At 59.3% G+C, this 12,155-nt stretch carries 12 protein-coding genes; 2 read left to right on the forward strand and 10 right to left on the reverse strand.

Annotated features, from left to right (window positions below):
- Positions 1–96 precede the first annotated feature (96 nt).
- From GNG29_RS15945 to pdxB, 4 genes are all read right to left on the reverse strand, one after another.
- The gene (locus tag GNG29_RS15945) at positions 97–756 is read right to left on the reverse strand and encodes a DedA family protein (RefSeq protein ID WP_103180515.1); all 660 of its coding nucleotides are present in this window, start codon (positions 754–756) and stop codon (positions 97–99) included.
- 28 nt (positions 757–784) lie between these two features.
- Positions 785–1,597, reverse strand: a complete 813-nt coding sequence (gene truA / locus GNG29_RS15950) for a tRNA pseudouridine(38-40) synthase TruA (protein ID WP_103180516.1) — start codon at positions 1,595–1,597, stop codon at positions 785–787.
- Positions 1,597–2,610 carry an aspartate-semialdehyde dehydrogenase gene (locus GNG29_RS15955; protein ID WP_103180518.1) on the reverse strand — a complete coding sequence of 338 codons (1,014 nt, stop codon included), beginning with the start codon at positions 2,608–2,610 and terminating at the stop codon, positions 1,597–1,599. The genes truA and GNG29_RS15955 overlap by 1 nt, the downstream gene beginning before the upstream one ends.
- A 67-nt stretch (positions 2,611–2,677) precedes the next feature.
- The gene (gene pdxB, locus GNG29_RS15960) at positions 2,678–3,814 is read right to left on the reverse strand and encodes a 4-phosphoerythronate dehydrogenase PdxB (RefSeq protein WP_103180521.1); all 1,137 of its coding nucleotides are present in this window, start codon (positions 3,812–3,814) and stop codon (positions 2,678–2,680) included.
- Between the two features lie 114 nt (positions 3,815–3,928).
- Here pdxB and flk point away from each other — a divergent pair, with 114 nt between their 5' ends.
- Positions 3,929–4,933 (forward strand): flagella biosynthesis regulator Flk, encoded by a 1,005-nt coding sequence (flk, locus tag GNG29_RS15965; protein ID WP_103180522.1) that lies wholly within the window; start codon positions 3,929–3,931, stop codon positions 4,931–4,933.
- A gap of 90 nt (positions 4,934–5,023) precedes the next feature.
- On the opposite strand, the gene GNG29_RS15970 is transcribed toward flk, so the two are convergent.
- A complete protein-coding gene (locus GNG29_RS15970; protein ID WP_156654963.1) occupies positions 5,024–6,202 on the reverse strand; it encodes an MFS transporter in 1,179 nt (392 codons plus the stop codon).
- Between the two features lie 68 nt (positions 6,203–6,270).
- Positions 6,271–7,488, reverse strand: coding sequence for a beta-ketoacyl-ACP synthase I (gene fabB, locus GNG29_RS15975; RefSeq protein WP_103180525.1), 1,218 nt, complete (start codon positions 7,486–7,488; stop codon positions 6,271–6,273).
- A 157-nt stretch (positions 7,489–7,645) separates the two neighbouring features.
- Here fabB and mnmC point away from each other — a divergent pair, with 157 nt between their 5' ends.
- Positions 7,646–9,649, forward strand: a complete 2,004-nt coding sequence (gene mnmC / locus GNG29_RS15980) for a bifunctional tRNA (5-methylaminomethyl-2-thiouridine)(34)-methyltransferase MnmD/FAD-dependent 5-carboxymethylaminomethyl-2-thiouridine(34) oxidoreductase MnmC (protein WP_168192030.1) — start codon at positions 7,646–7,648, stop codon at positions 9,647–9,649.
- A gap of 35 nt (positions 9,650–9,684) precedes the next feature.
- Here mnmC and GNG29_RS15985 read toward each other — a convergent pair whose 3' ends face one another.
- Genes GNG29_RS15985 through mepA form a run of 4 tightly spaced genes read right to left on the reverse strand, consistent with a single transcriptional unit; the run spans position 9,685 to position 12,154 of the window.
- On the reverse strand, positions 9,685–9,963 hold the full coding sequence (locus tag GNG29_RS15985) for a YfcL family protein (protein ID WP_103180529.1): 279 nt from the start codon (positions 9,961–9,963) through the stop codon (positions 9,685–9,687).
- A gap of 9 nt (positions 9,964–9,972) precedes the next feature.
- A complete protein-coding gene (locus GNG29_RS15990) occupies positions 9,973–10,521 on the reverse strand; it encodes an elongation factor P hydroxylase (RefSeq protein WP_103180530.1) in 549 nt (182 codons plus the stop codon).
- Complete coding sequence (locus GNG29_RS15995; protein WP_103180532.1) at positions 10,521–11,330, reverse strand: sulfite exporter TauE/SafE family protein; 810 nt, start codon at positions 11,328–11,330, stop codon at positions 10,521–10,523. The genes GNG29_RS15990 and GNG29_RS15995 overlap by 1 nt, the downstream gene beginning before the upstream one ends.
- Positions 11,330–12,154, reverse strand: a complete 825-nt coding sequence (gene mepA / locus GNG29_RS16000) for a penicillin-insensitive murein endopeptidase (RefSeq protein ID WP_103180534.1) — start codon at positions 12,152–12,154, stop codon at positions 11,330–11,332. Before mepA ends, GNG29_RS15995 begins: the two co-directional genes overlap by 1 nt.
- Position 12,155: the final 1 nt, after the last annotated feature.

Genomic DNA, 12,155 nt, shown 5'->3' on the forward strand with positions numbered 1-12,155 from the left:
TGCCATTTTTGCCCCCGGCAGACCATGAATGTTGCACATTAAAACATAACAGCCCGAAACTTTGGATAAAAAAGTGGTCGAACCGCAGTCGTGCCTTTATTTTACTTGTTTTGCCGCCGCGCGACGGTGACGAATCACTTCGATAACGCCCGGCAGAATGGAAACCACAATAATCCCTACGATCAGCAACTTAAGGTTTTCCTGGATCATAGGAATGGTCCCGAAGAAATAGCCCGCGTAGGTAAAGCTCAGCACCCACAGCAGCGCACCGGTGACGTTATAGAGCGCGAACTGACGGTACGACATATGACCCATACCCGCAACAAACGGGGCAAAGGTTCTGACGATGGGCACAAAGCGCGCGAGAATGATGGTCTTACCGCCGTGTTTCTCATAAAACGCATGGGTTTTATCGAGATAGCTGCGACGGAAAATCTTCGAGTCCGGGTTACTAAATAACCGCTCGCCGAACAGCCGCCCTATAGTGTAGTTCACCGCATCGCCAAGGATGGCGGCAATCAGCATTAACACCACCATCAGGTGAACGTTAAGGTCGTTGGTCTCCAGCGACGCCAGCGCACCCGCCACGAACAGCAGCGAATCGCCCGGCAAGAAGGGCGTCACCACCAGCCCGGTTTCGCAAAACAGGATCAGGAACAGAATGGCATACACCCAGACGCCATAATCAGCGACCAGCTCTGCCAGGTGCACATCGATATGCAGAATGAAATCGATCAGAAAGCGAATTAAATCCATATTGTCTAAACCTTTATTGCCACGGCTATCAGTCCGCTAAGAACAGCGGGCCCATTGGCGGTTTTGGAAGGTCAAACCGATCCGGGTAATCGACCGAGACCAGATAGAGCCCTTCCGCTTTCGCCGTTGCTGCCGCCAGCGTTCTGTCCTTCGCCGCCAGCAACTCTGCAATCCAGCTCTCCGGCTGGTGTCCGGCGCCTACTTCCATCAGGCTGCCTGTAATATTCCTGACCATATGATGAACAAAGGCATTCGCTTTGATATCCACCACCACATACGCGCCATGCCGACTGACGTTAATGTGCATCACGTTGCGCCACGGCGTGCGAGACTGGCACTGCACGGCACGGAACGAGGTGAAGTCGTTTTCGCCAATCAATGCCTGCGCCGCGCGGTGCATGCGATCGGCATCCAGCGGCTCGTAAAAATGGGTGACGCCCTGGCCTAACACCGCCGGACGAAGACGCTGGTTATAGATGATATAGCGGTAGCGGCGCGCGGTGGCGCTGAACCGCGCATGAAAATCATCCGGCACATTTTTGACCCAACGTACCGCGATGTCACCAGGCAAATTCGCATTTACCCCCAGCGTCCAGGCCGCGTCTTTACGCACTGCGGTGGTTTCAAAATGCACCACCTGCCCCGTACCATGGACACCGGCGTCGGTACGCCCCGCGCACAGGACATTGATGGGCTCATTCGCCACCTGAGAGAGCGCTTTTTCCAGCTTTTCCTGGACGCTGCGCACCTCATTCTGACGCTGCCAGCCATAATATTTACTGCCATCGTACTCAATGCCGAGGGCAATCTTATGAACGGGCTTTTGCTCCACTTCAGACATCAGTAGAGATACTCCTGCACCAGTTTTTCAGCGATTTTCACCGCCATCAGCGCGCCGCCGAAACGCACGTTATCGGCGACCGACCAGAACTGGATCTGCTCCGGCATACCGTAATCGTTACGTACACAGCCAATGGAGAGACGCGCGTTGCCCGTTGCGTCGCCCACCTGGGTCGGGAACTCGCGCTCTTCAGACAGCTCAATATCTTCGCCGCGGCCAAAGGCATCGCGCGCCTCTTCCGCAGCCAGCGGACGCATGGCTTCAAAGCTCACCATCTGGGCATGGCCGTAGAACACCGGCGACTGCACACAGTTGGCGGAGATCATCAGTCCGTCGTCCTGCAGGATCTTACGCACTTCATCGATGATACGGCGCTCTTCGCGCACGCTGCCTTCACGATCCGGCAGCAGCGGCAGCATGTTGAACGCCAGCTGACGGCCAAAGAAATCCTCTTCGTCCACCGGAATACCATTCAGCAGCTTCGCGCTCTGCCCTGCCAGGGCATCCACCGCTTTTTTACCGCGGGCAGAGACTGACATCAGGCTGGTTACGGCGATACGGGACAAGCCACCTTCGTCGATGAGCGGTTTCAGGGCGCTAAGCAGCTGGCTGGTCAGGCTGTCCGGGACGGCGATGATGTTACGGTTGCGGTAGTCGGCCAGCACGAAGGGGTTCACCTCCGGCACCACCAGCGGCACGTCCGGTTCAAGGGCAAACAGGCCGCTTAAATCAATGACCAGACAGCCTGCGTTGGTGGCCTCTTCAATATACGCGGCGGAAGCCTCGACCCCGGCCGCGAAAAAGGCCAGCTGCGCCTGGGTCCAGTCGAACTCAGCCGCATCCTGAACCATGACAGATTTACCCGCAAAGCGCAGGTGCTCGCCCGCGCTCTCATTACGCGCCAGGGCATAGATGTCGCCCACCGGGAACTGACGCTCAGCAAGGGTTTCGAACAGGGCTTCGCCCACGGCGCCCGTTGCGCCCAGTATGGCAATGTTCCAGCCTTCAGACATGGTGGTTTACTCCAGAAATAAAAAAGCGTCCCTGGCGGGGTATCCGCCAGGGAGCATTAAGAAGACATTAACGAACCGGGTGATGAACGGCGTTGAAACCCAGCTTATGCAGCAGCGACGCCGCAGCAGGATCATCACACATCACATACAGAGAGGACCATTCGCGGCGCTCAACGTAATGCTTACGCAGCTTGTCAAACTCACCCGGTATACCCGCTACTTTTCGCAGCAGTGCGTCATCGCGGCGCACATCATACACTAAATGCACCAGCCTTTTCAGCGTTCCCTGATCCAGCGGGCCGTGCAGGGTGATGCGGCCAAAATCCGGGGTTGGCAGCAGGGTATCCAGCGCCACCTGCTGGGATTTGCCGATAAACGCGCTATACGCCTCAAACACCTGGGTGGTGCCGCGGGCTTTACCTTCGAGGGTGTAACCCGCGATATGCGCGGTACCGATATCCACTTTGTCCAGCAGGGCCACGTTGAGATCCGGCTCCGGCTCCCACACGTCCAGCACCACGCTCAGATCCTGACCAGTTTCCAGGCGCTGCAGCAGGGCCGCGTTGTCCACCACCGGGCCACGGCAGGCATTAATCAGGATGGTGCCCGGCTTCAGGCGGCTAATCAGAGCGTCGTCTGCCAGATGGCGCGTTTTATACGGCCCGTCTTTAAATAGCGGCGTATGGAAGGTGAGCACGTCACACTCGGCCACCAGCTCATCCAGGCTGCGGAAATCCCCTTCATCGCCACGGTCAGCGCGGGGCGGATCGCACAGCAGCGTGCGGATACCTAACGCCTCAAGGCGCTTTTGCAGGCGGCTGCCGACGTTACCGACACCGACAATGCCTACGGTCCGGCTGGTGAGCGTAAACCCGTCACGCTCGGCCAGCATCAGCAGAGAGGAGAAAACATACTCCACGACGGCAATAGCGTTACAGCCCGGTGCGGCGGAAAAGCCAATCCCGGCCTGCTTCAGCCACGCGTCATCCACATGATCGGTTCCTGCGGTTGCCGTGCCGACAAATTTGATCCCTTTGCCAGACAGCAGCGCCTCATTCACTTTGGTTACCGAGCGCACCATCAGGGCATCGGCATCAGTCAGCTCGGCGAGCGGAATGGGACGTCCAGGAACGGCCTTAACCTCACCCAGGCGGCTGAACAGCTCGCGGGCGTAAGGCATATTTTCATCAACGAGGATTTTCACGTCTGAGTACCTGTTTGAGAGGAAGAAAACCTGTCAAGTGTGCCATAATCTGGCCGCCAGGCATATACGTAAACCTGGTTAACGATGAGTAACGACTTTAAGGATTTTTTGCCGATGCAGCCCATTTCAGGTACGCCGCCACAACCTCCGGGTGATGGCCCGCGTCCATCCCACGTCGCGGGCGAACAGCCCCTCTCCACACAGCAACGCACTGTACTGGAACGTCTGATCACCCGGTTAATCGCTCTGACGTCGCAGCAGAATGCGGAGGTGTGGGCCGGAGTGAAACACGATCTGGGATTAAAGAGTGATGCGCCCATGCTGTCGCGCCACTTCCCTGCTGCGGAGCAAAACCTCAACCAGCGCCTGAACACCGCCCAGCAAAACCACACCACCCGGCAGATGGTCTCCCAGTTGACGGAGCTGCTGACTCAGGGCAATAACCGCCAGGCGGCCAGCGATTTTATTCGCCAGCAGTATGGCCAGACCGCCCTGAACCAGCTGACGCCCGATCAGCTCAAAACGGTGCTGACGCTGCTGCAAAATAATCAGCTCAATATTCCGCAGCCACAGCAGCGCCCGGCCACGGAGCGCCCGCTGCTGCCAGCCGAACACAATACGCTGAAGCAGATGGTGACCAAACTTGCCGCCGCCACGGGCGAGCCGACCAAGCTCATCTGGCAGTCGATGCTGGAACTGTCGGGGGTGAAAGCGGGAGAGTTAATCCCGGCCAGGCAGTTTACCCACCTTGCCACCTGGCTACAGGCACGCCAGACGCTGAGCACGCAAAGCGCGCCAACCCTGCACACCCTGCAGGCCGCGCTGAAACAGCCGCTGGAGGCCCAGGAGTGGGACAGCATTCAGGACTATGCCCGGCAGAACTGGCAGGCGACGCCGCAGACGGTGCTGACTACCGCCCAGGTACAGGATCTGCTCAACGAGATCTTCGTCCGCCGCACCGAGCGTGAAGCTGGCGTGACGGAAGTGCGCAATATCCAGCCGATCTACAGCCCGCTCTTTGCCCCGGTAGTGGAAACCTTCAGAACGCTGTCTGCCCGTCCCGGACTGATGTTGATCGCCTTAATCATTGCGCTGGCGATTTTCTGGCTGGTCGCCTGATGTTTTGCCCGGTGGCGCTCCGCTTACCGGGCCTACAAAAGCACGAACTGTAGGCCGGGTAAGGCGCAGCCGCCACCCGGCAACAAACAGCTAACCCCGGCGAAACGCCACCAGCGTCACCACAATCCCAACCACCGCTGAAACGGCCCCTGCCAGGAAGACCGACGGATAGCCAAACGAGGTGGCTAACAGCCCCGCCAGCGGCCCGGTTATCCCGTATGAGATATCCTGAAAGGCGGCGTAGCCCCCCAGCGCCGTGCCCCGCACCTGCGGGGCAACGCGTTTAACCACTTCAACACCCAGCGCCGGGAAGATCAGCGAACAGCCGCAGCCGGTCAGGGCTGCCCCCAGCAGGGCTACCGGCGCGCTCGGCGCCTGCCAGAGCAACACCAGACCCACGGTTTCAATCACCAGCGACGCCACCGCTACCTTTACGCCACCAAAGCGATCCGGCATCCAGCCGAACAGCACCCGCATCAGGACAAACGCGCCGCCAAAAGCGGTGAGCGTAAACCCGGCCATCGCCCAGCCGCGGCTCATAAAGTAGAGCGAAACGAAGGTGCCAATCACCGCGAAGCCAACGCCCTGCAACGCAAGGCCCAGGCCTGGCTGCCAGATCTGCCCCACCACGCTCCACAGGGAAGGTCGTTCGCCTTTATGGGCCGGAACTTTACGCACCGAGCCGTTAAACGCCCAGGCCAGCAGCGGCAGTGCCATCGTGGTGACGGCCAGCGCCGCAAAGCCCAACTGACTGTTGATCAAAAGACCCAGCGGCGCGCCTGCCGCCAGCGCACCATAGATCGCCATTCCGTTCCATGACATCACTTTGCCGGAACGCGCAGGCCCGACCAGCCCCATCCCCCATGTCAGGGTGCCGGTCAGGAGCTGGCTTTCACCAAAACCGAGAATTAATCGCCCTGCCACCAGCAGCGCGAATTTCCAGGCCGCCTCCACCGGCAGCAGCGCGGCCAGTAGCCATGCACCACCCGCCAGCCCGCAGGCGAACATGCCCTGCAACGCCGAGCGTTTTGCGCCGTGCTGATCCGCCAGCCGTCCGGCATAGCCGCGGGTTAGCACCGTGGCTAAAAACTGAATACCTACGGCGATGCCGACCATGGTGTTGCCATAGCCCAGCTCCTGGTGCACAAACAGCGGGATCACCGGCAACGGCAGGCCGACGGTCATATAGGTAAGGAATACCGCAAAGGCGATACGGAACAGCGAGACGTTGCCGGAAGCGGCGTGTTTATCTGTGGTAACGGCCGTCATGCATAACTCCATGTTCAGGCATAAAAAAAGGGAGCCATCAGGCTCCCTTCTACTATACATTCAAACGCTTATGCTTTCAGCTTACGCATCACCAGCGTGGCGTTGGTGCCGCCGAAACCAAAGCTGTTGGACATGACGGTAGTCAGTTCACGCTCGGTGGTTTCAGTCACGATGTTCAGACCTGCGGCCTGCTCGTCCATCTCTTCAATGTTGATGCTCGGCGCGATAAAGCCGTTTTCCAGCATCAGCAGGGAGTAGATCGCTTCCTGCACGCCAGCCGCACCCAGGGAGTGACCGGTCATGGCTTTGGTGGCGGAGATAGCCGGGCTGTTGTCGCCGAACACTTCACGGATAGCACCCAGCTCTTTCACGTCGCCTACCGGAGTAGAGGTACCGTGGGAGTTCAGGTAGTCGATTGGGGTATCAACGCCGTGCATCGCCATCTTCATGCAGCGCACTGCGCCTTCGCCAGATGGAGCAACCATGTCTGCGCCGTCAGAGGTTGCGCCGTAGCCCACAATCTCAGCATAAATGTGCGCACCGCGGGCCAGCGCGTGTTCCAGCTCTTCAACCACGACCATACCGCCGCCGCCTGCGATAACGAAGCCGTCACGGCTTGCATCATAGGTACGGGAGGCTTTTTCCGGGCATTCGTTGTATTTGGTGGACAGGGCGCCCATCGCATCGAACTCACAGGCCATTTCCCAGCCCAGCTCTTCGCCGCCGCCAGCAAACACGATGTCCTGTTTACCCAGCTGGATCTGCTCTACCGCGTTACCGATACAGTGCGCGGAGGTCGCACAAGCGGAGCTGATGGAGTAGTTTACGCCGTGAATTTTGAACGGGGTTGCCAGGCAAGCGGAAACCGCTGAACCCATCGCTTTGGTCACCACATATGGACCCACCGCTTTCAGGCCGCGCGGGCTGCGCATCGCGTCGGCACCAAACACCTGCGCTTTAGAGGAGCCGCCGGAGCCAGCAATCAGACCCACACGCGGGTTGTTCTGATAAACCTCTTCGCTCAGGCCAGCGTCAGCAATCGCTTCCTGCATAGAGAGATAGGCGTAGATGGAGGCATCGTTCATGAAACGGACCACTTTGCGATCGATCATGCCCGTGGTGTCCAGTTTTACATTACCCCATACGTGGCTACGCATACCGGAATCTTTAAACTCTTCAGAGAAGGTGATCCCGGAGCGTCCTTCACGCAGAGATGCCAGGACTTCCTGCTGGTTATTACCGATGCTGGAAACGATGCCCAAGCCAGTAATCACTGCACGTTTCATTCAATACCTCTGTAAGTCGCACTATTTAAGTTTCGAGTCGCACAATAGCGTACACTTGTACGCCGAACAAGTCCGATCAGCCAATTTCTGTGGAAATTTGCACCATCAGACGCACATCGTTAAGATCGCGGCACAGCCTGTCAGACGAGTAACTTACGTGAAACAAAACGCTATACAACCCGCCAACCTCGAATTCAATGCTGAGGGTACACCTGTTTCCCGAGATTTTGACGATGTCTACTTCTCTAATGATAACGGACTGGAGGAGACGCGTTATGTTTTCCTCGAGGGAAATCAGCTAAATTCCCGTTTTCCGCTGCATCCCCGCGATCTCTTTGTGGTGGCCGAAAGCGGCTTTGGCACCGGGCTGAATTTTCTTACCCTCTGGCAAGCGTTCGATCGCTTTCGTGCGGCACACCCTGACGCTACCCTGCAAAGGTTACATTTCATCAGTTTTGAGAAGTACCCGCTGGCCGCCGACGATCTCCGTCTGGCCCACCAGCACTGGCCGGAATTAGCCCCCTGGGCAGAACAGCTTCAGGCCCAGTGGCCGCTGCCTATCGCAGGCTGCCATCGTTTGCTGCTGGACGGCGGGCGCGTCACGCTCGATATCTGGCTGGGGGATATTAACGAACTCACCGATAAGCTGGATGACTCCCTGAACCAGCAGGTTGACGCCTGGTTCCTCGACGGCTTTGCCCCGGCCAAAAACCCGGATATGTGGACCCCAGAGCTGTTTGCCGCCATGGCGCGTCTGGCGCGGCCCGGTGGCACGCTCGCCACCTTCACCTGCGCCGGTTTTGTCCGTCGTGGCCTGCAGGAAGCGGGCTTCACCATGAAAAAAACCAAAGGCTTTGGCCGCAAGCGCGAAATGCTTGTCGGGGTGATGGAGCAGGATTGCCCCTCCCCTGCCCGCACCCCGTGGTTTGCCCGTCCGGCCAGCGACGGGCGCGAAACCGCCGTGGTGGGCGGCGGGATTGCCAGCGCGCTACTGTCGCTGGCGCTGCTGCGCCGTGGCTGGCAGGTGACGCTCTACTGCGCCGACGATGCCCCGGCAGCGGGCGCCTCCGGCAATCGTCAGGGGGCGCTCTATCCCCTGCTCAGCGCCCAGGATGCTGCACTGAGCCAGTTTTTCCCGGCGGCGTTCACCTTTGCCCGCCGCCTGTACGACACCCTGCCGGTGGCCTTTGATCATGCCTGGTGCGGCGTCACCCAGCTGGGCTGGGATGAAAAGAACCAGAAAAAAATCGACCAGATGCTGGCTCTGGGCCTGCCCGAGCAGATTGCGGTGGCGGTGAACGCCCAACAGGTGGCGGAGAGCACCGGGGTGCCCACCGGCTGCGGCGGGATCCAGTATCCGCTCGGCGGCTGGCTGTGCCCGGCGCAGCTTACCGCAGCGGCGATCGCGCTGGCGCAAACTCTGGGCCTGCAGGTGCGCTATGGCCGCAAGGTAACGTCGCTGGCCCAGACCGACGCCAGGTGGATGTTGCAGTTTGCCGACGGTGAGCAGGCGCAGCATGGCAGCGTGGTGCTGGCGAACGGACACGGCATCAGCCAGTTCAGCCAGACCGCACCACTGCCGGTCTACCCGGTGGGCGGTCAGGTGAGCCATATCCCGGCGGCACCGCGGCTGAGCCAGCTACGTCAGGTGCTCTGCTACGACGGGTATCTGACCCCGCAAAATCCAGCCAACGGCCAGCATTGCATCGGCGCAAGCTATCATCGCGGCCAGACCGAGCCGCGGTACAGCGATGAGGACCAGCAGCATAATCGCCAGCGTCTGCTCGACTGTTTGCCGCAGGCGGCATGGGCGCGTGAGGTGGATGTCAGCGCAGGCGAGGCGCGCAACGGCATTCGCTGCGCCACCCGCGATCATCTGCCGATGACGGGTGCGGTACCGGACTATGAAGCCACGCTGACGGCTTATCAGGATCTCGCCAGCAACACATCCCAGGCGGTCAGCGCCCCGGCGTTCCGGAATTTGTTTATGCTGGGCGGGCTGGGCTCCCGCGGGCTCTGTACGGCGCCGCTGACGGCGGAGGTTCTTGCCGCCCAGATGAGTAACGAGCCGATCCCGCTGGACAGCCACACGCTGGCCGCGCTCAATCCGAACCGGTTATGGGTGAGAAAGTTGTTGAAGGGGAAAAGGGTGAAAGCGTAGGCCCGGTAAGCGTAGCGCCACCGGGCGATTACCGATTAGTTCAGGCTGGCTTTCTGAAACAAGGTTTCCCACATCCCCAGCACTAATGACTGGTCGCGCGGAGAGAGTTCGCCGGCCAGAATCGCTTTTTCCAGGCTGCGGGAAACTTCAGCATGCACCGCGTCCGCAGAGTGGTCGTCACCGGCTTCCAGTTCGGCGACGGCCAGCGTCAGGTGACCACGCAGATAACCGCTGGCAAACAGTTCATCGTCACTGGCGTGCTCCACCATGTCATCAATTAACGCCAGAATGCGTGATTCAAATTCTGCGATCATCTTCTTTCCTCAGTTAAGATCTTCCGGCCACGGGAAGTGTTCCGCCGTGATGTCCGGCGTGTGGTAATAATTCTGTAAAGCCTTGATCAAGCGCGCCGGACGTTCCGGGATGCCTTTCTCAAGATACTCCATCACCTGCGCGTGCACGCGGCGCTGGAAGACAATACGGTCTGGCTCGAAGTCGCCTTCGAGATTGTCGCAGCTGACGTTGAACGGAAATCCTGCCGCCACGCAGAAGAGCCATTCCAGCGCCTGGGGTTTCACTTCCACATCTTCAAATTGCCCCTGGGTCGCGGCGTCACGCCCGTCCGGGCAGTACCAGTAGCCAAAGTCCACCAGCTCGCGGCGCGCTTTACCGGCAATGCACCAGTGGGATATTTCATGCAGACCGCTGGCGTAAAAGCCGTGGGCAAAGACGATCCGGTTGTACGGTAGCTCTGCATCAGCAGGAAGATAGATCGGTTCGTCGTCGCCTTTAATCAGACGGGTATTAAAATCATCAGCAAAACAGCCGTCGAAGATCTCAATCAGCTGTTCATATTTATGCGTACTGTTCATTAGTTCATCCCCAACCAGTGGAGGATCTCCTGTCCGTGGCTGTCATAAAGAAGTTTGGCACTCATGACGGCCGAGACAATGACAATCATCGGACGGATGAGCTGTTGCCCTTTGCTTAACACCAGGCGCGAACCTGCCCGCGCGCCCAGAAATTGTCCGGCCATCATCACAAAGCCTGTCGCCCAAATCACCTTCCCGCCGATGATAAAGAGCAGCAGGCCACCGACGTTAGAGGTGGCGTTCAGCACTTTCGCATGGGCGGTGGATTTGGCGAGGTTAAAACCGGCCAGCGTGACAAACGCCAGGGCGTAAAACGACCCGGCCCCGGGCCCGAAGAAGCCGTCATAAAAGCCGACGCAACCGCCCGCGATCAGCGCAAACGGCAGACCGTGCAGGCGGCGCTGCCTGTCCTCTTCACCCAGTTTCGGCATCAGTAAAAAATAGAGACCAATGCAGATGACGAGAATCGGCAAAATCTGGCGCAAAATATCGGACTGCACGTGCTGAACCAGCAGCGCCCCGCTGGTAGAGCCGATAAAGGTCATCAGAATGTTGAGCTTCTGATCGGCGAGGCTCACCACCTTGCGGCGGATAAAATAGAGCGAGGCGGATAACGATCCGCCACACGCCTGCAATTTGTTGGTCGCTAGCGCCTGGGCCGGGCTCATGCCCGCCGCCAGCAGGGCCGGAACCGTCAGTAACCCGCCGCCACCGGCCAGGGCATCAATAAACCCGGCCAGCATGGCGATAAAAAACAGCGCCACCAGCATCAGCGGCGACACCATAAACAACTCAGCAAATTGGTCCATCACAGGGCATGCTCATCCAGTAGCGCCTGGCAGGAAGGCGGCAACGGAGGCGGTGTCTTCTTCTCAGGCTTGGTGGGTCCAGGTTTCGCTGGCTCAAACCAGCTTTGTAATTCCGCGCCGCAGCCATCGCCTGGCGGCGGTAACGGTTGATCTTCACACTCGAGGCTGTTCGCCGGGCATCGCAGGCGCACGTGCATGTGCGCGCGGTGCTGGAACCACGGCCGCACTTTGCGCAGCCAGTCGCGGTCGGTTCCGGCATCTTCGCATAGCTGCTGCTTGATGGCCGGGTTAACGAAGATACGCGTGACGTCGTTATCTTCCGCCGCCAGCTTGATCATGCTGGAGACCTCTGGCGACCAGCGCGACGGCACCACCCGCTTGCCATCGCTGGAGACCAGATCGAGGGCCTGCGGCTTCAGCAGTTGCGAGGATGACCAGCGCGTTTTCGGCAGCTGGAGGAAGATATCGACATCCAGCCCTGTCTGGTGGCTGGCGTGGCCGCCGTTAAAGCGTCCGCCTGCCGGCATCCCCATATCGCCAATCAGCATCGTACCGAGCCCCAGGTTATGCACCTGGTTACCCAGACGCTGAATAAACAGCACCAGGTCCGGGTGGCCGAAGTAGCGGCGCTGGTCGGTACGCATCACCTGATACGTATCCGACTGCAGAGGAAGTTCCTGCGCACCAACGATACAGCCATTAGAGAACGCACCAATGGACTGCGCGCTGCCTGCCACCGGATGGGTGATTTTTTGCCATGGCGTTGCCGCCAGAGCGGCTCCACTGGCAAGCAGCGCCAGCAGAGCAATTGCGGTTTTTTTCATG

Source organism: Leclercia sp. Colony189, assembly GCF_009740165.1.
Lineage (GTDB): Bacteria > Pseudomonadota > Gammaproteobacteria > Enterobacterales > Enterobacteriaceae > Enterobacter.